This is a genomic window from Kaistella yonginensis (assembly GCF_030409525.1).
GTDB lineage: Bacteria > Bacteroidota > Bacteroidia > Flavobacteriales > Weeksellaceae > Kaistella > Kaistella yonginensis.
Window position 1 is genome coordinate 41,708 of the sequence record NZ_JAUFQB010000016.1, and the last position, 23,587, is coordinate 65,294.

General features: G+C 35.1%; 22 protein-coding genes. 10 read left to right on the forward strand and 12 right to left on the reverse strand.

Going from position 1 to position 23,587, the window contains the following annotated elements:
• Positions 1-559 precede the first annotated feature (559 nt).
• A complete protein-coding gene (locus tag QWY78_RS05815; RefSeq protein ID WP_290217475.1) occupies positions 560-736 on the forward strand; it encodes a BF3379 family histone-like protein in 177 nt (58 codons plus the stop codon).
• 53 nt (positions 737-789) lie between these two features.
• Here QWY78_RS05815 and QWY78_RS05820 read toward each other — a convergent pair whose 3' ends face one another.
• From QWY78_RS05820 to QWY78_RS05855, 8 genes are all read right to left on the reverse strand, one after another.
• Positions 790-936 (reverse strand): hypothetical protein, encoded by a 147-nt coding sequence (locus QWY78_RS05820; protein WP_290217477.1) that lies wholly within the window; start codon positions 934-936, stop codon positions 790-792.
• 97 nt (positions 937-1,033) lie between these two features.
• Positions 1,034-1,876: a DUF8464 domain-containing protein gene (locus QWY78_RS05825; RefSeq protein WP_290217479.1), complete on the reverse strand. Its 843-nt coding sequence runs from the start codon at positions 1,874-1,876 to the stop codon at positions 1,034-1,036.
• 418 nt (positions 1,877-2,294) lie between these two features.
• Positions 2,295-3,425, reverse strand: a complete 1,131-nt coding sequence (locus QWY78_RS05830; protein WP_290217481.1) for a hypothetical protein — start codon at positions 3,423-3,425, stop codon at positions 2,295-2,297.
• Between the two features lie 54 nt (positions 3,426-3,479).
• Positions 3,480-4,196: a hypothetical protein gene (locus QWY78_RS05835; protein ID WP_290217482.1), complete on the reverse strand. Its 717-nt coding sequence runs from the start codon at positions 4,194-4,196 to the stop codon at positions 3,480-3,482.
• A 1-nt stretch (position 4,197) separates the two neighbouring features.
• Entirely contained in the window at positions 4,198-4,449 is a 252-nt protein-coding gene (locus QWY78_RS05840; protein WP_290217484.1) for a DUF3853 family protein, read from the reverse strand.
• Positions 4,403-4,996: a hypothetical protein gene (locus QWY78_RS05845; protein ID WP_290217486.1), complete on the reverse strand. Its 594-nt coding sequence runs from the start codon at positions 4,994-4,996 to the stop codon at positions 4,403-4,405. Before QWY78_RS05845 ends, QWY78_RS05840 begins: the two co-directional genes overlap by 47 nt.
• Positions 4,997-5,012: 16 nt before the next feature.
• Entirely contained in the window at positions 5,013-5,276 is a 264-nt protein-coding gene (locus tag QWY78_RS05850) for a helix-turn-helix domain-containing protein (RefSeq protein ID WP_290217489.1), read from the reverse strand.
• A 230-nt stretch (positions 5,277-5,506) separates the two neighbouring features.
• Complete coding sequence (locus QWY78_RS05855; RefSeq protein ID WP_290217490.1) at positions 5,507-6,346, reverse strand: RteC domain-containing protein; 840 nt, start codon at positions 6,344-6,346, stop codon at positions 5,507-5,509.
• Between the two features lie 146 nt (positions 6,347-6,492).
• Here QWY78_RS05855 and QWY78_RS05860 point away from each other — a divergent pair, with 146 nt between their 5' ends.
• Complete coding sequence (locus tag QWY78_RS05860; protein WP_290217492.1) at positions 6,493-7,269, forward strand: ThiF family adenylyltransferase; 777 nt, start codon at positions 6,493-6,495, stop codon at positions 7,267-7,269.
• Here QWY78_RS05860 and QWY78_RS05865 read toward each other — a convergent pair.
• Complete coding sequence (locus QWY78_RS05865; RefSeq protein ID WP_290217493.1) at positions 7,261-8,016, reverse strand: helix-turn-helix transcriptional regulator; 756 nt, start codon at positions 8,014-8,016, stop codon at positions 7,261-7,263. The two genes, QWY78_RS05860 and QWY78_RS05865, sit on opposite strands and share 9 nt — an antisense overlap.
• Before the next feature lie 128 nt (positions 8,017-8,144).
• Between QWY78_RS05865 and QWY78_RS05870 the strand changes: the two genes are divergently transcribed.
• The 4 genes from QWY78_RS05870 (at position 8,145) to QWY78_RS05885 (ending at position 11,608) form a co-directional block, all read left to right on the forward strand.
• Positions 8,145-8,771, forward strand: coding sequence for an N-acyl amino acid synthase FeeM domain-containing protein (locus QWY78_RS05870; protein ID WP_290217495.1), 627 nt, complete (start codon positions 8,145-8,147; stop codon positions 8,769-8,771).
• A 10-nt stretch (positions 8,772-8,781) separates the two neighbouring features.
• Positions 8,782-9,579: a hypothetical protein gene (locus QWY78_RS05875; RefSeq protein WP_290217497.1), complete on the forward strand. Its 798-nt coding sequence runs from the start codon at positions 8,782-8,784 to the stop codon at positions 9,577-9,579.
• 154 nt (positions 9,580-9,733) lie between these two features.
• Positions 9,734-11,299: a DoxX family protein gene (locus QWY78_RS05880; RefSeq protein WP_290217499.1), complete on the forward strand. Its 1,566-nt coding sequence runs from the start codon at positions 9,734-9,736 to the stop codon at positions 11,297-11,299.
• 27 nt (positions 11,300-11,326) lie between these two features.
• On the forward strand, positions 11,327-11,608 hold the full coding sequence (locus QWY78_RS05885) for a DUF6520 family protein (RefSeq protein ID WP_290217501.1): 282 nt from the start codon (positions 11,327-11,329) through the stop codon (positions 11,606-11,608).
• A 115-nt stretch (positions 11,609-11,723) separates the two neighbouring features.
• On the opposite strand, the gene QWY78_RS05890 is transcribed toward QWY78_RS05885, so the two are convergent.
• The 3 genes from QWY78_RS05890 to QWY78_RS05900 all read right to left on the reverse strand — a co-directional run bounded on the left by QWY78_RS05890 (position 11,724) and on the right by QWY78_RS05900 (position 18,592).
• On the reverse strand, positions 11,724-14,198 hold the full coding sequence (locus tag QWY78_RS05890) for an alpha/beta hydrolase family protein (protein ID WP_290217503.1): 2,475 nt from the start codon (positions 14,196-14,198) through the stop codon (positions 11,724-11,726).
• Positions 14,198-15,388, reverse strand: coding sequence for a RagB/SusD family nutrient uptake outer membrane protein (locus QWY78_RS05895; RefSeq protein WP_290217505.1), 1,191 nt, complete (start codon positions 15,386-15,388; stop codon positions 14,198-14,200). The genes QWY78_RS05890 and QWY78_RS05895 overlap by 1 nt, the downstream gene beginning before the upstream one ends.
• Positions 15,389-15,580: 192 nt before the next feature.
• A complete protein-coding gene (locus tag QWY78_RS05900) occupies positions 15,581-18,592 on the reverse strand; it encodes a SusC/RagA family TonB-linked outer membrane protein (protein ID WP_290217507.1) in 3,012 nt (1,003 codons plus the stop codon).
• Between the two features lie 1,750 nt (positions 18,593-20,342).
• Between QWY78_RS05900 and QWY78_RS05905 the strand changes: the two genes are divergently transcribed.
• From QWY78_RS05905 to QWY78_RS05920, 4 genes are all read left to right on the forward strand, one after another.
• The gene (locus tag QWY78_RS05905) at positions 20,343-20,603 is read left to right on the forward strand and encodes a helix-turn-helix domain-containing protein (protein ID WP_290217509.1); all 261 of its coding nucleotides are present in this window, start codon (positions 20,343-20,345) and stop codon (positions 20,601-20,603) included.
• A 129-nt stretch (positions 20,604-20,732) separates the two neighbouring features.
• Positions 20,733-21,455 carry a hypothetical protein gene (locus QWY78_RS05910; protein WP_290217511.1) on the forward strand — a complete coding sequence of 241 codons (723 nt, stop codon included), beginning with the start codon at positions 20,733-20,735 and terminating at the stop codon, positions 21,453-21,455.
• A gap of 209 nt (positions 21,456-21,664) precedes the next feature.
• Complete coding sequence (locus QWY78_RS05915) at positions 21,665-22,897, forward strand: DUF4062 domain-containing protein (RefSeq protein ID WP_290217513.1); 1,233 nt, start codon at positions 21,665-21,667, stop codon at positions 22,895-22,897.
• Positions 22,898-23,148: 251 nt separating this feature from the next.
• A complete protein-coding gene (locus QWY78_RS05920; protein ID WP_290217515.1) occupies positions 23,149-23,406 on the forward strand; it encodes a hypothetical protein in 258 nt (85 codons plus the stop codon).
• The last annotated feature ends 181 nt before the right edge of the window (positions 23,407-23,587 follow it).

Consider the following 23,587-nt stretch of genomic DNA (forward strand, 5'->3'; position numbering starts at 1 on the left):
TTTTTCTTTTTTATACTTTTTTCCAAATTGGAAAAGCAATATTTATCGTTGTTTCATTTTGATTATTTTCATTAATGTAAAAGATCGACTTTGATTGAATTGATTCGTATAACTGAGGTTCCGGCTTTTTCTTTGCCGATGATTATAGGAAAGTATCAGGCACACAAAACCCGATTCAGTTCCCGTAATTGAATACAAGTTTTGAATCGGGCTTGAAATCTTTTTGTCCGTAGGATTTAGGAGTGTCTGAAAAAATTATTGAAGCTTGCGGAAAGAATTTTTATAGAAACCCAAAAAGATTTTTTTGAGTGAATGATGCTTTCCTACATTTGCAATAGTAAAAAGCAGAAAACCTCAGTTATGAAGTGGTTAATAAAGCGCTTATTATCATAATAAAATTAACAAATATCCAATTAATGAAAAGTTTTTTAACATATTGATTCAAATTATTTTAACAATGGAAATCAAGTTGAAAATATTTGCAAATAAGCATAAAAACATTCATAGAATGTAAGAAACAATTATATTTGCGATCTTATTAATTATTAAAATATACCTTATGAAAGAACTTATTGAAAAAATCAATGCAGAATTTGACGCTTTCTCTAAAGAAGCAGAACAACAGTCCGAAAAAGGAAACAAAGCAGCAGGAACAAGAGCAAGAAAATCTGCCTTAGAACTGAGTAAATTGTTCAAAGATTTTAGAAAAACATCTGTTGAAGAATCTAAAAAATAGTAACAAAAAATAAATCCCAGCTTTTTTCAGCTGGGATTTATTTGTCGTTCTAATCATTTTGAATCTCCGGGCTTATGCTTGTGCGGTTTCAAATCCGGATGTTTCGGCTGATTTGGGGGATTTACGCGAGGTCTTTTATCAGGCGTTCCGTCTTCTTTTTTTGGTTTTGGTCCAGGCTTAATGGCTTTAATTGTTTCCATAATTTTTTATATAAGTTAATTATTTATAAAGATCATCATTAAGATTTTAATTACAATATGGAAAAGAAAGAAAAATCAATTTTTGATTATAGAGCTATTATTTTCTTGTACAACCCCACTCATTCAAATCCTTAAAACCCCAGTACAACAAAGAACAATCTTCTACATTATTATACTTTTTTTGAATAATTTCTTTGGTTGCATTTCCATTAGCATCATTATCCAAGAAAAGTGAAATTCTATCATAATCTTTCAAAGTCTCTTCAACTTTAAAAAGCATCGCCGTGGAATTTAAAATCAGATAATCCGAAATTGATTTTTCTTTCTTTTCCAAATTTTTAAAAGTCAAATAATCGAAGAAACCTTCAAAAATGATGATTTCTCTACTTTCGATAAAATCGTTTTTAATTAAAGTAACATCCTTTTTACCCAAACAAATTTTTGAATATTTATTTCGGGTTTCCACTCCGCTGGAATTATTGAAAAATCCAATTCCGAAATACTTTTTACCATTCAATTCATAGTAAATTTCTTTTACCAAATCTTTTTGTTCATACACTTTTCGGGATTTTAAATATTGAATTAATGCAGGATGTTGAATTTCATTCACTTTAATTATTGAATAATTTTTGAGTTGGATAGTTTCTTCAAAATAATGATTTTTTTGAACAGAAAAATCAAATTTCTCCAAATATTTCAAAGCTTCAGAAACGGAACATTTATTCATTTGTTGAACAATTGAAATAATATCATAACTTTTCCCGGTTCCGAAATCAAACGCTTTGTTTTTCACAAAATCAACTGAAAAACTTGGAATTTTTTCCTCTCTGTCGAGCGCAAAATAAAAAGCAGTTTTGTGGTTTTCTTTCACAGGAAACAAGTTGAATGATTCTAAAACCGTTCTTATACTTACTTTTTCTTTTATTTTTTCACAATTCATTTTTTTCTTTTTTAAAGCAAATTTTTTATTCGCATTTTCCTTTTAAATAAAAAAAGACTTTTAATTACTTTTTGATGAACTTTTAATAATTCGTTGTAACGGTTTAACACAAAGGTTTTATCTCAATTTTTGAATGAGTGCAATTCCGAATTCCAAATGAGTGCAAATCCGAAATTGAAATGAGTGCAATTCCGAAAAATCATTAATTTTGGAATGAGTGCAATTCCGAATTGAATTATTCTTTTTTCGTCCATTTTCTTAATTATCCATAATTTCCCTTAGTTATTCACTTTTTTAATGTTGTTTGAATTTTTAAAGGAGTGCAATTCCGAAAACACAGTCTAAAATTTTTACATTTTAATATTTCTTTAACTCCAGCGAGTGCAATTCCGAATTTGGAATGAGTGCAAATCCGAATTCATATAATTATTGGATAACCGTTCGGTATCAACTCTCCCATTTTTGTATTCTGATAAATTTTTATGATGAGTGATTGAATTTCGTTCAGAAACACTTTTCCTTGAAATTCTGTTGATTTTATACCTTTTAATCGGTTTATTTTGATGAATTCTATGAAAGCTTTTTCTATCAATTCTCTGGTCTGAGGAATATTTTTGTACTGATGTGTCAATTGAATCATTTCATGTTTTTGTAAACCATATCTCTTTCTGAAATAGACAAGTCTTCGCGTGATTTTTTCCCTCTGGTCAAGATAGACTTCTCTTGATTCCAATTGACCTCTTGAGTTTGCAGATAAGTTCTGATCTGAAATAGCTTTGGTATTATAAGGAATGATGAAAATTGAATCCTTTCTGTATTTATAATTGAAAGACAAGTTGTTGTAATTGTTCAAACTTATTCTTGCTGGTTTCAAAAATTTAAAACAAAAATCATTGGCAGATTTATAATTCAATCCGAACTTTTTATTGAGTGTTGAAAGTTTTAAAACCGTTCCATTTTCAGGGATTTTTGAAAGCCAGATTGCGAAAATAATATGCTTATTGTTTCGGATATTATATACCAAATTGTAGAGTACATAATTGTATTCCGGGATAACCAATAGTTTTTTCAGCCAATAACTGCTGATTAAAAATGTAGTGTAACCTCGTTTATCATAACTTGGTGTAGAAATTAATCCTCCAAAAGTTTTAATTTCTTTCCCTTTTGAATTCACAGATTTATACCAAGTCATTTTAAATTTAGTCAAAAACTCATAAGCATCGATGACTTGCTTTGTGGAACCACTCGGAGAAATTTTATTATTTCTAATTTTTATTGAAGCAAAAGTATTATTTTCAGTTTCAAATTCTTCATCGAACAGAGAAAGCTGTTTCGGTCGATCTTCCGGACGAAATTGCTCGTTGCTAATAATAGAAATAATATTGAAAATCACGCGAAGCGCATTAATGGGAATATTCGCCGTTTCATGATCTTCAAAAATAAAGTCGTCAACGAAATGATTTCCCAGTCTAATTCTTTCGGGAATTATCTCATTTTTATTTTCAAATTTCTTACGGATTAATCGTAAATCCTTCTCAGGAATAGCCATAATTGTATTTCAAAGGTTGTTAAAATTCCATTATAAATATTTATCTACATTCTATTAATTTTCATTTTGAGATTTTGGACGTTTTATATTTGGAATCGTTTGTAGTGAAAGTTGATCTTTTCCTATTACTTTTTTCATAAATGGCAAAGTGCTTTTGAGTGAAGATTTCCAATTGGTAATGGGGCGGTCAGAACTATTTTTCCAACCATTATTTTTCCAAATTTCATATTTCGATTTTATATCAAAATCTAACTCTGGCTCGTAGATTTCTAATGTTTTTGCATACTTGATAAATTCTTCAAAGCTCGGAAGGGTTTTATCATTTTCTGCTAATGATTTTAGTAAAGACTGTTCTTCAAATTCTTGATTAGTATCTCCTGAATGGGTTTGAACAAGTGAAACCATTGCTGATGGAAGTATATATTTATCTACTTTGTGAATAAAATTTTCCTTAATTTCTTCTTTCTTATTATTTTTAGATTCGAAAATCAGCAAAGGATAATCTAAAATTAATCTATAATTACAAGGAAGTCCGTTTTTTGTTTGAAACTGAATTAATCCTAAATTTTTGAGTTTTTCTTTTGTGGATTTCACCGTTTTCCTGGTTAATCCTAATTCTTTGCTTACTGCAACATCAGAAATTTGGAAATCATAACGATCATTATCGCAAGCAATTTTCAGGAGATATAAATACATTGCAATTCCCGTAGAACCGACTGATTTTCTTTGGTTGAAATCCCAAAACCGCTGTATCAATTCAAGGTAATACATCTTATTTTTTTCCAAAAAGTTCCAAAGCTCTTTCCTTATCAATAATGATAATATTTCCGTTTTGAATAATGGCTTTATCCAATAATCCAGAAGATTTCACCTCAGATGCTTTCGAAACGGAACATCCTAAAATTTTCGCCAAACCTTTCAATCCATATTCATATTTTTTTTCAGCATTGAGATTTTTGGATACTTCTAAGAATTCTTCAACTGTTAGTTGCCAAATTGGAGTTTTTGGATCTATTATTTTCATTGTTGTTATTTTTAGCGTTTTTCAGTTTATAAATCCAGTTCCTTGCAGCGGATTGCCAACATTTCATGGGTTTTTTATTACTCAGTTTCCAATTCACAGATTGATATAAAGAGTAAAACTGATCAGCTTCATTACAATTCACATTTCGTTCTGTAAAGTACAATTCGACTTCAGATCGCGCTGGTATGGAAAATAAGTTCTCTGCTGTCAGTAGAAATCTTCTGTTCGAAAACGACTGTTTTTTTTCTACATTTCTACTTTCAAAGTCAATAATGTCGATCAAACTTCCTTTGTACGAGTCGTAACTGGGTAAGTAAATAATAAATCCAGCATCACAAAGCTCTTTAATGCATTTGTGGTAAGTCGCAATAGATTTTATTTTACTTAATTTCATCACTTCTTCTCGGCTAATCCGAAAAGAATTCTGAAAATGATTTGAACTCCATAATTGGAAAAGAGCAACATACATGCTGATATGAGATGGGTACAGTCGATCATCCTCCACAACCCGTTCAAAAAACCTGATGATATTATTAGACCTTTTCATAATCAATCAATGACTATTAATGTTTGAAACTCGTAAGTAATTTCTCGATATCCTTTTTATTGTAAAATAGTGACCCTCCAATTTTACTGTAGGGTAAGGTTCCGTTAATTCTCAGGTTTTGTAGGGTTCCGGAAGAAATATTTAAGAGTTTTCTGACCTCGGAGGTTCTAAGCCATAACTTTTCTTCTGTCGTCTTTCCTTGAAGTAAGTTTTCAATACTTTCGAGCAGTTCCACTTTAAACTGTTGAAGATCTTCTTTGGTTATAATCGCTATTGCCATAATTTGAAAATTATTTTATAGGACAAATTTTGGTAATATTGATGGATTAAATCCCCAAGGTGTACCCAAGTTGGGTATTGATATTTTAAAAAATGCTGAATTAAAAGGAATTACTGCAGATCATTTTCTTTAAACATCAGAAATTTCCAACAAAAATCAATAAAATATTTTCCGAAGACATTAAGTTTATTGAGTTGCTACAAGGTGGCTGTTAAAATCAGAAAAACTGCTTATTCATCCTGCGAATCCATTTTGTTGTTCAGCAAATTCTGGAGATTATTTAAGAATTTTGTACGGGATGTTCTGTTTTTTATTTCCAAGTAGGTCCGATAAACATCACCAAGTTCTATATTGAATATTGCCTCAAAATAAGCGCTGATTTCCTTGATATCCGCATTACCATTATTGAATGATCCTTTGCAGTGTAAGGCATAAATTAATTCAATCAATGACGTTTTATTATCTGTCCAGGCTAGTTTTGTTTTGGGTGTAGCTATTCGGTAATGCTCCTGCCCCTGCCTATTTAATTTCAGCAGTTCATCATTCAGGTAAACTTCGAGAAGGTCATTTGCCATAATTTTCGCGACCTTATAGTCGTGCGAAGTACTAAATCTTACATCTGATTCAAAAACAAAAGAGTCTAAACTCAATTTAACGTCGAGTTTTTTGCGGATAAAATATTTATGATCAAGGTAGGTACTGCACGTTCTGTAATATCCATAAAAATCGACATTTTCCTCAAAAAACTCTTTCAGTTTAATGAGTTCTGTCTGATAGTATTTTCGAATCATCTTTTCACCCCCACTTGGCTTGCGTGTTTCGATTCTATAGACTTCATTATGATAAATTAATTTTGATAATATCATAGGTTTACGGTTTTTAAAGAAATCTATTTCTTCAGTGTCTGAAGGAAACTTAGTGCGAAGAACAAAAGATTTCAGTTTTTTTAGTGCATTATTAATTTCCAGCATTGAATCTTCTGCTCTTTTTAGAGGTTTGTCAGATTCTAAACTTAGAAAAAGTAATCTGCTTTCCAATTCACTTTCGAGATTTCCAATGAACTTAACCATAGATATTTCATTTATACTCAAATGTATTAACCATCGTTTATTCATTTGCTACACTGTAGATTAAGAAACGCGAAAATCCGAAATAACTACACTAAAGTGTAGGTAGGTGAATATTCAAAAAAACTACATTTGACAAACTTTTCGCCATGGACCGTTATCTACGAAACCGCATCTACATCAGTAATTGTGAGCAACAAAAATTAAAAAATTTCTCGATCATTATTGCCGGAAGTGGAATCGGAAGCAATATCGCGGAATGTGCACTTCGTACGGGTTTTGAAAAAATATGTGTGATTGATGGTGACCTTATCGAAGACTCCAATCTCAATAGACAAAATTACACTGAAGACCAATTAGGAACTTCAAAAGCTGCGGCTCTTTACGAAAGGCTAAAAAGCATCAATGCGAATGCGGAAATCAGCTTTATAAATGAGTTTATCAGTACCGACAATATGCCAGAGACAGGGAGATATCATGCCGGAATCAATGCATTGGATTATACCAATGAAGCACCTCAGCTATTTGATGAATCATGTCTTAAAAGTGGAATTCCAGTTTTACATCCTTATAATGTCGGTTGGGGAGGATTAGTTACTGTTCTTTCACCGGACGGACCCGCTTTGCAATCAATTGAAAAATCCAGCAAATTTAATGAAGTGGAAATGGTAGACTATGCTGCAAGTTACCTACGTTATTGGCAGAAACCACAGATCTGGCTTGAAGAAGTAATAGGTCAATACAGAAATGAAGACCTCACACTACCACCGCCCCAGCTGGCTATCGGATCGTGGTATATCGCCGCTATGTGTACCCATCTTTTAATAAAAATTGCTACAGGTAAGTATTATAAAAAATTTCCGGATTTCTACCTGAGTTCTTTATTTCAGGAAGAAGAAAATGGAAAAGATTCTTTATTAAAGTAGCTTGTTATTTTTGACATAAGCTAACGCTTCCCCCATATTTCTAACGTTCAATTTGTCAAAAAGCTTTCTTCGATGAAACTTAACAGTATCAATAGCGATACACATTTTATCTGCTATTTGGCTTATTGTTAATCCCTGTGCATGGAGGCGTACTGTATGCAGCTCCCGTTCCGTTAATGTACTTTTTTCTATTTTATTCCATACTCCTCTGGCTACATCGAGCTCCCAGAATGAATCTTCACCTGTTTTTGAAAGTAAGACATTTCCTGAAACATCGTGGGAGGAAAGAGAAACGACACACAATGCTTTCCATATTTTTCCCTCGGAAGTAATAAATATCGGGGTTAATTTGTGATTGATCAAGATTGTGTCGGTTCCAGTGTGTAAATTAAAATCATAGGAAATACTATAGTTTTTCCGGTCTGGCAGAGGGATGGTGTTAAAAAAATCAAATCCTATTTCGTTCACTCTAATCAGCATTTCCAAGTCTTCTTTCGAAACATATTTAAAGTAAAAAGCATATCCCATCGCCATGACTTCCGAAGGACTATGATTACATAAAAAAAGTGGATTATCTGACACATATTCGAATTCCTTTCTCTCATAGTCGATTATATACATGCTCATGTAAGAAAGCCTGCAGACGGCTCTTAGCGTTTCGAGATAATTGCCACTTTGAGCATACTCCTCTTCCGATAAAAAATCTACCGTATTCTTTCTTGAAAAGAACCTGTTTATTTCATCCATAACGAAGAGGGAATATTGTTGAACTTGGCTACACTATCGTGTAGTTTTTATGTTTATTTATTAAATCTACACAAAAGTGTAGAAAATATATGAAAACATCATAATACTTTTAGTCAAATATTATAAATATGATACAAAATATAGAATATTATACGATGTGCCATGAAAACGTAGATGAATTAATTCATTTTGTAATTAATGAAAACCATCTCCATCATCGCGAAATTGTAACAGTTGAACAAATAAATTCAACAAGACAATTATTATGTACTGAAGAAAAACAATATGTTAACTCCCAGATTTTCGTTGCAATGTCGGATAGTATCATTTGTGGGAGCATCAGAATATTCCAAAAAACTGTTACCCAAATTTTACCTATAGAAAAAATTTTCAATATTAATGTTGAAGATTTAGTTGGTGCGGGAACACCCATTTACCATATTGGCAGATTCGCTGTATCCAAAGGAGCAGACAAGAGAGGTTTCCATATTTTTAAAACGCTGATTGCACTTGCACTGCAAGTTGCTCAACAAGGTCAAGGAGGAATTGTCTTTGCAGAATGCGACGTTAAATTATTGCGAACGATCCGGCTTTTAGGAATAGAGGCTGAATCGATCGGTGCGCCTATCCTCTATCTGGGATCTGAAACAGTTCCGATAAAATTACCATGGGCTGGGTATCAGGTTTTCCTAGAAAAGAACAAGAACGTCTTAAATAGGAAACTTCAGATATTGAAGAAGGACGTGCAGATTTAAACCTTTCACCGTGAATACCTACCATCTTGATCTTTTACAGAAGCATCTTAAAAAATCCTTAGAACGCTACTGTCAACTCTGTGATTTTTCATCAGACCGACAGTACTATTCCAATGAAATTATCTTATCGCAAACCAAAGAAATTGTCCTACAATATATCCATTTGTTTCAGACACTCAATTTTTTAGATCGGCAAACTGAATACTATCAACACGGTTTTATCTTTACCTATAAGGAGACGGACGAAGATTTCACCTCCAATCCGGATTGCGCTGATATTATGAAACTTCTCACTGACTCTTATCAACGTATCGCTGGCTCGGTTTCCAAAGATCGTTTTTTTCTGCCCATTCATGTGCAGAGGATCAGTTCAGAGGAAATTCAGATTTTTATAGGGGTTGTCACCAAAGATCAGCACCATTTTACCATTTCAATTGTGACCCATCAAACGGTCTATCCAAGACCATATGCGTCGATAGGAAATAACCGGTACCGGTATCTGCTGAAAATGATGGAAACGTATGATCCTGACGATTACGCAACTTTAAAGACTTTTGTGAATAGCAAAGGGATATCTTACCACCAATTTAGAAAAGACAGCTTTTCCTTTTTTGAAAGTCCCTTTTATCACCATTATCTTAAAATCAAAATGATTCCTGTGCTCGAGGACATTATGTTGAGTACTTTAAGTTATAAAGAAATTGCCTATAAAAACGGCTTTTCAAATTACTATCAACTCTATATTCTGTTCCACCGAACCTATCATTTTCCCTTCCACCGGATTCTTCGCATCGCACTGCAAAAGTGACTTCACCGTCCCGACTTTTCATTCTGGTGATACTATTTTACATATACAAGCCTTTATAGTACATAAAAATGTTTTTATTAAACATACTTCTGCCTCTAAAGTAAATGTATTTGAAATAGTGATGGTGCAATTTTACATCATCAAAAATGCAGACATGAAAACCCTAACAAAAATAATCCCGCTTATCGTAAGCTTCTTTTTCATCCTCCTGTTCATTTATGCTTCAGCGAGCAAAATGTTCGACTTTGAAAACTTCCAGGTGCAATTGGCTCAATCGCCATTGCTGAGTGCTTATGCAGGATTCATATCTTATGCGGTCATTATTCTGGAACTGGTGATTGTCGGTTTGCTCTGTTTCAATCTTACCCGACTTTTGGGTTTATATGCTTCGTTTGCCATCATGGTGGCTTTTACGGTTTACATCTTTCTGATCTTGAATTACAGCGATTTTGTGCCGTGCTCCTGCGGCGGGATTCTGGAGAAAATGGGTTGGACCGAGCATTTGATCTTTAATATTGGATGCGTCGTATTGGCGGGTCTTGCTATAATCGCAGCCTATCCCATCACTCCGAAAGCACCTATTATGTATGTTACTGAAGAAGACTGGATGGCCAATTACTGGCAGAGAAGAAAGGACCGACGATGGATTGCTTATAAAATGGTGACCCTTCTGGTTTTGCCTGCAGGTTTAATGGTCGCCCTCTTTCTTTCTTCTGAACATATCATGAAAAAGGAGAATAATTTTACACGGAGGTATATTCCACATGCTCTCGACTTGCAAAAAGCAATGGATATTAAAGTGAATTCATACTATTTTATGGGGTACGATGATCATAACATCTATCTGGGTAATACCACTGCACCCTTAAATATATTAACCGTAAGTAGAGATCTTAATAAATCTTATAAATACAGAATTCCGCTAGACGTCAAAAACTACAGTTTCAAATCAATAAAACTTGCATATCACGCACCGTTTTATTACTTATTTGACGGGCAGGTTCCCATCATTCTTAAAGGGAAAATAGGTGATAATAGTCCGCCCGAAATAATCAGTTATAAGGATATGTATTTTGATTTGTTAATCATCAACGCTGGAGATATGGTATTCCGCGCGCAGAGCAAAGACCATCATAACTTTGTACTTGGCACAATCGATAGTCTTAAACGGCTCAAGTTACGCCCTGAAGTGCTCGGGCAAAAAAGTACTGGTTACATCCAAAATGATGGACTATTACTATCCAATCCTCATCAAACGGGAAATCTGATTTACCTCTATTACTATAGCAATACTTTCCTTGTTATGAATAATGACCTTTCTATTCAGAGACGTTTAAAACTGATTAGTCCTCCTCAAACTATTACTGAAAAGTTGGTCACTTTGAAAAATGGTAAGACCAAAATAGAAGCCCCGCAGATTCTGAACTTTTCTAATGCATATCTGGCCAATCATCTCTTATGGGTGCAGTCCAACATCAGAGGAAAGTTTGAAGAAACCCGGCAGTGGCAGAATGCTAGTGTTATTGATTTGTACAGGACAGATCAGCAATACTATGCTGGAAGTTTCCTGGTACCACACCGGCAAAGCAAACCTCTAAAAAATTTTTTGATCATCAATAACGAATTCTATGCGCTCATAGATAATGAAATTGTTAAATACCGTTGTGTACAGGCGTTAACAAAGCAGTTTCAAACAGGTAAAGCCGAAAACCTGAATTAATCGTAGGCAAAATTAAATTTTATTATCATGAAAAATGTTAAGTCATTTTTAATCCCTGTAGCCCTTGTATTCCTCGGCGCAGGAAGTGCTTTTGCAACTCATAAGGCAAAAGCAAGTGAAAAAATCGTAGAATTGGGCTTCTATTATGATCCCTCTGCACCAGCCGAAAAATGTATCGAATATCAGGAAGTCAACTGCAACAGCAGCGGTGGCCCTGTATGTACGGAGATTGTCGGTGGTGTTCCGCGCGTCATGTCGAAGTATTTAAACAGTACGGAATGTGGACAGACACTTCATAGAAATAACTAACAAAAAGAGGATGCCACAACATTAGGCATCCTTTTTTGTACATCGTTTGCTGAAGAAGTAAGATAGCAGTAAAGCCGGCTATCGTCTTTATGGTTTCGAAAGCTTCTTTTAAGGTTTATAGCTCGGTGATCCAAGCTTTATTTGATGTTTCACCTTTCAGATGATAATCCAACCAATCTAAGACACGCTGATGAAGATCTCTGGCATTCACCAAATTAACCATATAATGCCCTTCATTCGGATAAAAAAGCGCCAGCGCTTTTTTTTGATTTCTTTTCAGTCCCATATAGAATTCCATCGTTTGAGTCCAATCTACATTTTGATCTTTCTTACCCGTCCACAAGAGCATAGGAGCACTCACCTGTTCCACAAAATGGATGGGATTATTCTGTAAATAGAGGTTTTTATTTTCCGAATATGAATTGTTAAACTCATACTGTTCCTCTTCGAACTGCCAGAAAAAAGGGCTCAAAAAGTGATAATTGAAAGAATAGTAAGACCGGACAATATCCGCGGTTCCGCTTCCCGAGATATAAGTTTTGAATCGGTTGGAATGGGTTGCAATAAAATCAGTCTGATAACCGCCATGCGAATGCCCTATCAATGCAATTTGTTCAGAATTAATGTTTTGGTGATTTTGCAACGCGTCCAGCGCGTTATTAATACAGTCTAATGATGATAACCCTGTGCCTCTATTATCAAATATCACGTCTGGCATCAATACAAAATAACCTTTTTCCAGAAGGCTTCTGATGTTGAAACCGTCTACTGACTCTTCATAACGGAGATCCGGATACCTATTGACCGTATTGCTCTGATGGTGGTATACATGAACCACCATGGGATATTTCTTCATGGCATCAAAATGCAGCGGATAATAGAGCAGCCCTTTCAACGGGATATTTTTGCTGTTTTTATAATGAATGGTTTCCACTTTAATTTTTGCGGCATCCTGATCCAAAATATTGGATTGAAAAACCAGTTCAGGTTTTCCGCCAGCTTCCAGTTTTATAAAACGTTTTGGCACATTATAGTTCTGTTCTTCAAAAATAAACTGCGTGCCGACAGATAATTCGTTCCGGTATACTAACCTCGAGTTGGTGGGCGCCTTCATTATCTGTATTTTACTATTTATACCGAGCAAAATACTGGTTTCTTGTGTTCTATCATTTTTAGTTTCTATAAGCAGATTTTGAAGATTCACAATCGGGGCATAGAAAGCAACCTCCATAAGGTCCCCAAAAGCGATATTCTTTACAGAAGCATTCAGTATACGGTAATGATGATCCGTTTGCTGATTGGCATATTGCGGTTTTAGGGTATTTGTCACGGGATTATATCTCCATATTCCGTTCTTTCCGTCAAAATAAATTTGAGCGTCATTACCGAAATACGGATTTTGAAAGCCCTTGTCAGTGATTTCGATTAGCTTCAAAGTATGGAGGTTCACAAGTTTCCATACCTTATCTTTTTGATACAGAATCATTTCACCATTGGGTGCACTATATATTTTTACGCTCACGGTATCGATGGGGATTAGCGATGTATTTTGTCGATCAGTCCGGTAAATCACCGAAGGCACTTTGCGCTTCGTATAATCTTGAAATTCCGAAGAACTGTAGGCCAGCAGAAAATTGGGATTCCCGATATCTGCAATGCGGTTTTGATTTTTATTACCCAATTCGGTGATCTTTTTTTGCTCCGGGTACCATATAAAGTATCTTTTTTTCACCTTACTGAATTTCTCAATAAGCAACCGGTCTGCGGTTGACCAGATTTCGGGTTCGTTTATTTTTCTGTCAGGGATGCCAACCTCAATTTTTAAAAATAGGCTCCCGTCCTTACGAGAAGTAACAATAATACTCTTGGGCTCAAAATCGATCACGTCCCTCAGATGAAAGACTTTATGGTCAGGTAAAGAAATAAAATTTAAATCTTTCCCTTTTCCATCTCGTTTTTCAAAGCTGAGTACTGCTCCTGAAGCAAGGCTTTGAATATTGGTTATAGAGTTATCCGTTCTATACACCGGCACTAAAGTATTCCCTGATAAATAATACAAGCTCTGGGATTTTTCGTTTTTGCGTACAGCATAAACATTTTCTTCATCTACAAATACCTTTTCCACATCTACACTAATTTCGGTCACCATCTTCCTGGTGGTATCGTAGAGAACCAGCGTATTTTGATGCAATAAAACCAGCCGTTTAGATTTTGACAAAAACCACAATTTATCTGCTGGCGGAAGCATACTACTTTTTCCGTTTTGGAGATCCAGCAATTCTGTCTTCTCTGGAGTACTGATGGCAATGCAATGATCTCCAATCCACAATTGCTCCTTCGTATTTACCCTTGTAAAAGAATGGTTATACTGGGTGTTTTTGATCATGAGCGTATCATTGTTACCGTCATAAAGCTTATAAAAAGTGATCCAGTCTCCTTTTTCAGAGCTCGACTTATGCCCAAGATCATAAAAATGATATTTGGGCTGGTACGTGGTTTCCGCTCTTTTATCTAATGAATTTTGAATCTGGGCATCTGCATGAAACCAGATACCCAAGCTTAAAAATAGCTGTAAAAATAAACTTCTCATCAGTAGCCTGTATTTTGAGGTTTAAGATTGGGATTAATCAGCAGTTCTTTCCCGGGAAGCGGTAAAGCTTTGTGAAAGGATTGCCAGTTGGGCTTGCTGATATTCAGATCCTGCAGTTGATTCAGCCGTTTCAAATCCAAAAACCGATGCCCCATTTCGGCAAAAAACTCATGCCTCCATTCATCTTTGATTTTCGTAAGCATGGTGTCTGGGGTTTGCATTGGGAGTATCGTAAGACCGGCTCTCTGTCGAATTTTGTCAATATATAGAGCAGCCTCGTTCGGTCGGTTTTGCTGCGTCAGCGCTTCTGCATATAGCAGATAAACCTCTTCTAATCGGAATACGATTGAGTATTCATTAGTATTGGCATTCGCAGGATTTTTATACTTTATGGGGCGATAATAGTTCTTTTGATTAAATACCAAAGTCTGAATCCACTTTTGCTTTCGCAAATCATTGGGTTCAAAAGAATCAGCCAATTGATCACTGAGGCTGAAAGTTTTGGGAATACTGACGGTAAAATTGTACAGCAAATATTCCTTAGTAGCATCTGTTGCATTAGCAGGCTTTAACTGCCAAAGTATATGGCTGCCTGTTTTCAAGAATACTTTAGTAAGGTCATTCTCAAAAGTATACTCGGGCGCTTGTATAATCCCACTTAGCAGTAACTCTGCTTTATGCCAATCCCCTTTCAGCAGATGAACTTTAGCCAGAAGAAGTTCTGCTACTTTTCGGTTAATAAAAATCCTTTCTGGATTTTTGTAAGCGTCTTCCAGCAGTGGGATTGCCGACTGCAAATCGTTCTCCAGTTGGTTCAGCAGAGCGGGTTCTGACAGTTTCGACAGCTTGCTGTTATAATTATAATCTGTAACTGAAGTATAGGGTATTTCATCAAACATCTGCTGCAGATACAAGTACAAGATGCTTCGAATAGTGACCGCCTCCCCTATCAGCCGATCTTTATCCCTCTGGGGAATACCTGTGGAAGCCCGCACTCCTTCTATGATCGCATTGGTATAGTAAATATGCTGATACGCTCTAGACCAAAAACTGTAAACTACATTGTTAGTTGGCTGCTGAATGTTGTTGTAGAGATCAGTAATCGAATTGGAAGAGGGTTCTACAAAACAGGTGAGGTCATCTGCATAAGTTCCCAAAATCGCGCCCGAACCTGTAGTATCCCCTGACAATACAGACGATTGCCACAGTTCCGCATATAAACCTGAAAGTGCGGCATTAGCAGACTGCGTATCTGCATACACCTGTTCTGTACCAATCTGGTTGTAGGGCAGGTCGGTATCGATGAGGTTTTCACAGCTGTTTGAAGATAAACTAATGCCGAGTAATAAGATGATAAATTGAAAATTTTTCATTGGATAAGTTTAAAAATTAATTTGTGTTCCTAAAGACCATGTTTTGAGTGGAGGTAAATACCCCGTCACAATAAACTCTGGATCCAGCCCGAAATAGTTCGTCACCGTCCACAGATTCTGTCCCTGCAGGTAAATATTCACTTCTTTAATAACCGAATCACGCAATGGTATTTTGTAATTCACCTGAACGTTTTTTAATCGGATATAAGAAGCATCACTCACTGCTGCAGTGCTTTTTGTGAAGTTATAATGCGACATATTTTTCACAGCGTTAGTTCCTGTTGAGTAAGACATATAATAACCTGTGGGACTTGTTGCAGACCATACATTATTTACCTCGGAAGGCTGATTGATCATGGTTCCCGGCAACGACATTTGGCTGTTGTAATTATAATTATTCTGTTTGGTAAACTGGAAAAGGAATGATAGGTCCCAGTTTTGAAAACGGATTTTATTAGACCATCCCCCATAATATTTTACCGACAGCTCAGCTATATTTTTGTTGTCATCAGGAGCGGTAATTTTACCGTCACCATTCACATCGGTAAAGCGGTATAATCCAGTAGCTGGATCAACACCGTTAAACTCAAAAAGTTTGACGATCGACGTAGAATAACCGATTTCCAACTGATTGGCGTAAGCGGAACCTTGTAAATTAGGAAATGACAGTAAGGTATTTTTAGGAACAGTTACATTAAAATCTGACTGCCAAGTAAAATCCTTACTCTTAAGAGGAACAGTATTTAATTCAAATTCCCAACCTCTGTTTTCTACCGTAGCATCAAGATTGGCTTGCACAGAAGTAAATCCAGTAATAGCAGGCAAAGGAAAACCTACCAATTGGTTAGAGGACTGGTTGCGGTAGTGCGCAGCATTAAGTTGAATTCGGTTTTGCAAGAAGCCCAGTTCTAAGGCAATTTCCAGTTTCTTAGTAGTCTCCCAGCTGAAATCAGGATTATACAGTCTTGAGGGAACCAACCCAATAACACCATTATAAATACGTGCAGAGGCTACCGAATACGTATCCCGATATTGCGAATCACCAATATTATCACTGCCCGTTTTCCCGTAACTCGCTCTTAATTTCCCAAAATTTAAGAGGGACGAATGCTCCAGCCACCTTTCTTTACTGAACAACCAGGCAGCTCCTACAGCACCGAAGTTGGCGAACCGGTTATTCGGGCCAAACCTGCTCGATCCGTCCCTTCTTGCCGTCAGGTTCAGAATGTATCTGTTGTGCCATTGGTAGTTAAGTCTTCCAAAAACAGCAGCGTACCGATATTGCCTAGAATTAATGTCGGAGAAGATTTTGGTTTTTGCAGCGTTAATGTTCATCATCAGTGAGTTGTTCTCAAATCCGGAACCTTGCATGGCCGATTGTTTCGAATCAGAACTTTGAAAACTTCCTCCCACCAAAACAATCCAGTGGTGAGTGCCCCTCTGATAATCAAAATTCAGTTGAGGTTCAAGAAGATAAGAAAATGAGTTCTGACTGCTGGTATAAGTGCTGGAACTGGTAGAACTAGTTAAGTTGTACGCTGGGTTAAATCGGGTATGCGGCCGAAGCGAAAACTCTTCGGAATTCTGATAATTAAATCCTGCATTAAGGTCAAAGCGGAAATGAGGAATAAGCTGGTACCCCAGGTTGATGCTGTTATTAAATTGCTTGCTATCGTTCAGGTACATAGATACTGTAGAAGCGACTGGGTTCGTAAAAGTATTATTTTCCCAATTAAGCGTGCCGTCTTCCATATACAATGCTGGTGCATTCGGGCTCATTGTTAATGCCAGATTTGTAAAATCTTCATTAATTACCGTATTATCCTGCTGAGAAAAATGACTGTTAAGAGATAAATGGAGTTTTTTGTCTGCCGAACGGTGCGTAAATCCTGTAGTTAAAGTATTATTCTTGTACCCGTAGTCAGCGGGGAATACCGTGGTCTGCTCATGATGCGTTGCATTCACCCGGTAGGTCCACTGCTCCGAACCACCATACAGCCCCAAACTAATGTTAGAAGTAGTTGCGGTAGATCCAGTTAATATCTTTTGCCAGTCAGTATAGCGTGTCAGATCCCAGGTTCCGTTCACATCGTACGCAGTCACCGGATAGGCCGTAATCCCGTCATTCAAAAAAGCTTGCCTTCGCATATTCAGATAGTCCTTGGTATCCATCATTTTTAATTTAGACGCAGTAGTACTAAAGCTTAAACTCGTCTGAAGACTGAGCGTAGAACGATTTTTATTCCCTTTTTTAGTAGTAATAAGCAGTACACCGTTTGCTCCTCTGCTTCCATAGATGGCAGTAGCATCTGCATCTTTTAAAACCTCAATACTTTCGATATCGTTAGGATTAATGCTGTTAAGTGGGTTGCTGCTGTTCAGAGGAAGGATAAGAGTTGAAAAAGGAGAATTGGGGGTTGGTAGCATGGGTACACCGTCCAATACATATAAGGGTTGATTACCATCTATGGCATTATTGAGCAAAGTACGCAGACTATTTTTTCCCCGAATTTGCACCTCATAACCACCGCCTGCGGTTCCGCCGCCCTGCGTAATATTCACTCCCGCCATTCTCCCCTGCACTGCCGACAGCACATTGTTCACTGGTTGGTTTTCAATATCCTTGGCGGTCACTTTCGAAATACTGCCCGTACTTTCTTTGGCTTTTACATTATAGTAGCCGGCATTCAGTACCACTTCTTCAATCGACTTTACTTTTTCCGTGAGGGAAATATTGAAAGAAGATTTTCCATCAGTAAGTATTTTTCTTTCACCGTACTCCGGATGTCGGAAAATAAGAATGGGATTTTCTCCTGTGATCTGAAGCGAGAAAGCTCCGGTTGCAGTGGTGGTCGTCAGGTGGTTGGTACCTTCCTGGGTGATGACTACCCCACTGATGGGTTTTTCTCCGTTGTTGACCGTACCCGTAATGGTATGGGTTTGTGCCTGGACCTGCGAATGAATCGCAGAAAACACCAGACAACCGGAAACAACTCCTATGGTTGATAGGATTTTTTTCATAGTTTTGTATTGGTTTTTGGTTATACATTAATTGATACCTTGCTCTTTCCTGTCGGGTCTGCAAACTTTAGGGAAAGGGCTTTTTTTTAGAGGATAGAAAAAAAGAAAAAAGAGGATAGACTAAGGGGGGAATTGTTCCGCGCATTAGACTTTAATTCATTTTCTCTTTATTCTTTTCTCTTTATTCTTTATTCTTTTCTCTTTATTCTTTTCTCTTCCAATTCTTCGGATCGCCTTAGGGGAAAGCGTGTAGAAACTTATGAAGAAGGGGCACTCTCCCGCTAAAGACAAATCCTTTAAAATAATTGATATGAATGTTTCGATCTCTTAGGAGCTATTGTTAAAAAAATATCTGATCATATTTGTGAATTTTTAAATTAATAATCCCCATTCTGAGCTAAAACCCCGACTTCGGAGTTATTTGCGTAAATAAAAATGGAAATTTCTTCCAACCTCATCTATCAACTAGCAACACCTAAAAATTCCCTTTGTCCGAAGCGCGGCACCAATTTATATTCGAAGCGAAACCTCCATTTCCGCGCAAGTTTGGGGATTTTCTTGAAAGAAATTTTCATTTTTTAGCAAATAAATCCAAGTCTTGATTTTTTTGGTTCTTTTTTCATCAAGGAAAAAAGAATGAAAACTCGGATAGCTTTAGGGGAAAGCGTGTAGAAACACTTTTCAGTGGGGCACTCTCCCACTAAAGACAAATCCTTTTTAGAGAATTGATATGAATGTTTCGATCTCTTAGGAGCTATTGTTAAAAAAATATCTGATCATATTTGTGAATTTTTAAATTAATAAACCACATACTGAGCTAAAAACCCCGACTTAGGAGATTTTTGCGTAAATAAAAATTGTAATTATTTCCCGAACGAATCTTCAACTGATCAGGCATAAAAATCCCCATTGTTTGAGTGGCGGCAATGAATTAAATACAAAAGAACCCATTATCTTTCCGCCCGAGTTCTGGGGATTTTCTTAGAAATAATTGCAATTTTTTAGCAAAAAGATCCAGTCTTGATTTTTTTGGTTCTTTTTTTATCAAGAAAAAAAGAATAAATAAAACCAACACTACCCTACCAAAACCATCAATTTCTAATTGCATTACCTTCTCCTGCATTGGCATTTGGATAATTGGAAGAAAGAACCTATTTTTAACGTGCGAGTTTTTAACAGTCTTTCATCCCACCACAACCCTCTTTTGGGGCTTTGGTGCAGTTGATGGGCACTTGGATTTTATAGATTTTGTGGCAGCACATTATCTTACCCTTTTACATTGGTGGGTATAGCGTTGGTGTTCTTTTATAAAATCTGGGTGAAGCGGTGAGAGACCTGTAGGTCTCTGATGATTTTAAGGGGGTAGAAATTTCGTTCTCATACTATAGATTTTTGGTATAATGAACGATGGACACTAAGTAAAAGAAGAAATTCTATAATGGATAAGACCAGATAGAGCGTCCTCTCAACTAATTGTTCATGGTTCCGCCAGAAACCTGCTCTTGTCATTGACACGAGTTGCCCCAAAAAGTTTACGAGGAACGCCCCACTGGAATATATTGCGAATATACAAAATCCCAGCATTAGGCGAACACTCATCAACTCGTGGCAATCTGGCGGATTTAGAACGAGTGACATCGTTGTAAAATTAGAATTATATAATTCTCAACTATTCGCTTATTTATCTTAATGCCAAATATACAAAGTTTTACGTTAAACGCAAAACTTTTTAATAAATAATTAATAAATTATGAATTTAAATCTATTAAATAAGGTCTTTACAGACAAAAAAATACAAAATAGAATGTTAGCAAAATATTTTAAAAAATCAGAGTCTACAATTTCCTTATGGCGCAATAATAAGCGACAGCCTTCTATTCAAGAGTTTTATGAAATCGCCAAGCTTACTCGTATGGATATTCGAGATTTATTCGAACCAACAACTTGGGTAAATGAAAAATCGGAGACCTATGAGCAGTTTTCTGCGAGAATTAAAGATGGAAAAAAGTAAATTATGACCCATAAGAATGTAATATATATTGAACTTTTATTTAAAAAACTAATGGCTAACCAAACTACTCAATAATAAGCTATTGCGTATATTTGAGAGTTAGCAGAAATTTTATCAAAAATTGTGTAAATGACGAATATTTTTATCAAAAAAATATATGAATTAACTGAAAAAACTATCGTAGACATAAACGAAAGTAATAAGGCTAATTTTGAAAAAGCTGACCAAATAATAATTTGGATTGTTGGCTTTTCTATCGGAATATTTGTACTTATCCTACCAAATGGTAAAATTGACAGTTTGAAAGATATTTACGGAACAACATATCACACGTTAAATTTTGCATTGTACGTCATAATTTTCGGATTACTTTATAGAATTTTTTCGTTTATTACTAACATTCTAAATTCCATGATTTTAAACGACTTAGCAAGTTTTTCCAGAGGTTTTTCTGCAAATATTGACGAAATTCCTGTTCCAAGAAATTTAACTGGAAATGAAACTACAATTCAAATTGCTGAATATCTTAAAGAAGATTTTAATTACATAATCCCTTATGAAGTTAAACAAGAAGATCCAAAAATGAAAGAGTTGTTAATTAACTATTATAATATTTTAGCAAATTCAAATGACATTGACAAACAACTAAGTGAATTTAAAATGCAAATAGGAAAATATTTAGGTGTGAATAAAAGTTATATCGATTTTTTTACTAAAGAGAAAACAATCATTTATAGAGGAAAAATGTATTTTTTCCTGTCAATATTGACGTCAATATTATTTATAACTACAGTTTTAATATTTATTATTGGAACATTTAAATTACTTATAGAATTAAACAACTTCTGCTAATAAATAAGCATTCGTTTTGCCAAGGACAAAAAATGAAAACCCAGTGAAAGGAATCTGCGGTAGCTTTACAGCCATGTACTTCTACAATCGGGTATGAAGTTTTCATCGAAGATTTTTGCGATTAATAAAGTTTCTTGCAAGTAAAAAGATTTCGTATTTTTATCCCGTCTGCAGAAATACTTAACCGTTAGGTGAAATTAAAAAAAAATATGGCAAAGAAAATAACACAATATTCAATTTTTGTAAGTTCCCCGCAAGACTTAGAAACTGAAAGAGCAGAAATTTCAAATATAATTGCTGAATTAAATATAACTTACGCAATGAGGAAATCAGCAAATCTTGAAGTTCTTAAATGGGAAACACACTCTGCGCCTGGAATTTCTGAAACTTACACACAAGACATTATTAATAGGGACATCGGTGAAAATTATGATGTTTTTATTGGGATGTTATGGCAAAAATTTGGAACAAAAACTGAAATTGCTAATTCTGGAACAGAGGAAGAATTCATGAAAGCGGTTGAAAGATTTAAAATTGGTGAAAGTATTCAAATACTATTTTATTTCAAAACTACTCCGCCGATTTCTTTAGACCAACTAAATCTCGAGGATCTTATAAAAATCCAAAATTTCAAAGATTATTTAAAAAAGAATAATATTCTTTATGGAAGTTTTAATACTCTTGAAGATTTACAAACAAATTTGCGGCTTCATATTCCTAAAAGAATCGACGAAATTATAGAAAAGAATATTTTAATAGTAGATTCAAAATCAGAAAAATCAAAAAAGGACATTGATGAAACTGTAACGATAAGTGATGAAGAAGATGACGAAAATAATTTTGGATTAATTGATTTTATATACCAATTCGAGGATTTTTTAGCAGATTCTAATCTAGCATTGCTTAATATTTCTGATAGTACTAATAGAATCGGGGAAGAGCTGGCTGAAAAAGCTGAGGAAATCACAAGAATATCTAAATATCCAAATCCAAATAAAAATATTATAATTGAGTATTTCAAAAGATCAGCAAAATCTTTGAACACATTTTCAGACCGACTCGAATTAGAAATTCCAAATTTTTATGACAATTTTGAAGACGCAATTAATGTGGGATTAAGATATTTAAATATTATTGATAAAAATAATATCAAGGATCATTATGAAACTTTAAAATCAAATTATGAATCCGTATCAACATTAAAGAAAAGTATTCCTTCAGCAATTGAGGGAATGACTGGGTTTTATGACGAAATGAAAAAGTTGCCAAATATGCAATCTAATCTTAACAAAGCCAAGAGAAGATTATTACTAAAAATGGAAGATTTAATATTTAAATTAAGAAAGTCATACGAACTTACAAATGAATTTCAGGGTCAATTAGAATACAAATTGAATTTGCATGATGATGAAAATAATAAAATTGATACAGAACAACAATAACTTCTGCCAATAACTAAGCTTTTGTTTTGTCTGCAAGACAAGAAATGAAAGCCCATTGAACGGAACCTTCGGTGGCTTTATAACCAAGATGTTTCTACCCGTGGGTATGAAGTTTTTAGCGAAGATTTTAGCGGTTAATTATGTTTTTAGCAAGTAGAAAGTTTTCGTATTTTTATACCGCCTGCAGAAATACCCGAACTTTAGGCGTAATTTTAAAGAGAAACCGTAATAAAAATCAATAACTTTGAAAAATGAATAAAAGCGAAATAAATAGAGAACAATTAAAAGATAATATAATGAAACACATTGTCTTTAGACTTGATTATCAAGGGATGATTGACTCTACTGATTTTGTAAAACTTTTTCTAAAAGAGTTTGATGGATATTTCAAATTATACTCTAAAAACACTCATAATAAGGTTGATATACAACTAAATGATATAGAGGACATAAGCAATACTTTATCGATCCCTGTGTCTGAAATAATCAAACAGCTTCCTGAAACATAAAGATAGGGAATTCCAGACACTATCCCGTAAAGTGTGTAAGTTGAAAAGTTTGAGGCTTGAATTTTTATAATTTGAACCTTTCTTCAAATATAAGCATAAATTGATTTAATACAATTCCCCAATCTCGAATCGGCATTGTCCATTTTTTTGTTGCTTCTCTTAAGGCGAGGAAAACTGATTT

Bases quoted from the DNA above. Each gene is read 5' to 3' on its own strand.
- QWY78_RS05815 (WP_290217475.1), top strand. From the start codon at position 560: ATGAAAGAACTTATTGAAAAAATCAATGCAGAATTTGACGCTTTCTCT.
- QWY78_RS05820 (WP_290217477.1), bottom strand. From the start codon at position 936: ATGGAAACAATTAAAGCCATTAAGCCTGGACCAAAACCAAAAAAAGAA.
- QWY78_RS05825 (WP_290217479.1), bottom strand. From the start codon at position 1,876: ATGAATTGTGAAAAAATAAAAGAAAAAGTAAGTATAAGAACGGTTTTA.
- QWY78_RS05830 (WP_290217481.1), bottom strand. From the start codon at position 3,425: ATGGCTATTCCTGAGAAGGATTTACGATTAATCCGTAAGAAATTTGAA.
- QWY78_RS05835 (WP_290217482.1), bottom strand. From the start codon at position 4,196: ATGTATTACCTTGAATTGATACAGCGGTTTTGGGATTTCAACCAAAGA.
- QWY78_RS05840 (WP_290217484.1), bottom strand. From the start codon at position 4,449: ATGAAAATAATAGATCCAAAAACTCCAATTTGGCAACTAACAGTTGAA.
- QWY78_RS05845 (WP_290217486.1), bottom strand. From the start codon at position 4,996: ATGAAAAGGTCTAATAATATCATCAGGTTTTTTGAACGGGTTGTGGAG.
- QWY78_RS05850 (WP_290217489.1), bottom strand. From the start codon at position 5,276: ATGGCAATAGCGATTATAACCAAAGAAGATCTTCAACAGTTTAAAGTG.
- QWY78_RS05855 (WP_290217490.1), bottom strand. From the start codon at position 6,346: ATGGTTAAGTTCATTGGAAATCTCGAAAGTGAATTGGAAAGCAGATTA.
- QWY78_RS05860 (WP_290217492.1), top strand. From the start codon at position 6,493: ATGGACCGTTATCTACGAAACCGCATCTACATCAGTAATTGTGAGCAA.
- QWY78_RS05865 (WP_290217493.1), bottom strand. From the start codon at position 8,016: ATGGATGAAATAAACAGGTTCTTTTCAAGAAAGAATACGGTAGATTTT.
- QWY78_RS05870 (WP_290217495.1), top strand. From the start codon at position 8,145: ATGATACAAAATATAGAATATTATACGATGTGCCATGAAAACGTAGAT.
- QWY78_RS05880 (WP_290217499.1), top strand. From the start codon at position 9,734: ATGAAAACCCTAACAAAAATAATCCCGCTTATCGTAAGCTTCTTTTTC.
- QWY78_RS05885 (WP_290217501.1), top strand. From the start codon at position 11,327: ATGAAAAATGTTAAGTCATTTTTAATCCCTGTAGCCCTTGTATTCCTC.
- QWY78_RS05890 (WP_290217503.1), bottom strand. From the start codon at position 14,198: ATGAGAAGTTTATTTTTACAGCTATTTTTAAGCTTGGGTATCTGGTTT.
- QWY78_RS05900 (WP_290217507.1), bottom strand. From the start codon at position 18,592: ATGAAAAAAATCCTATCAACCATAGGAGTTGTTTCCGGTTGTCTGGTG.
- QWY78_RS05905 (WP_290217509.1), top strand. From the start codon at position 20,343: ATGAATTTAAATCTATTAAATAAGGTCTTTACAGACAAAAAAATACAA.
- QWY78_RS05910 (WP_290217511.1), top strand. From the start codon at position 20,733: ATGACGAATATTTTTATCAAAAAAATATATGAATTAACTGAAAAAACT.
- QWY78_RS05915 (WP_290217513.1), top strand. From the start codon at position 21,665: ATGGCAAAGAAAATAACACAATATTCAATTTTTGTAAGTTCCCCGCAA.
- QWY78_RS05920 (WP_290217515.1), top strand. From the start codon at position 23,149: ATGAATAAAAGCGAAATAAATAGAGAACAATTAAAAGATAATATAATG.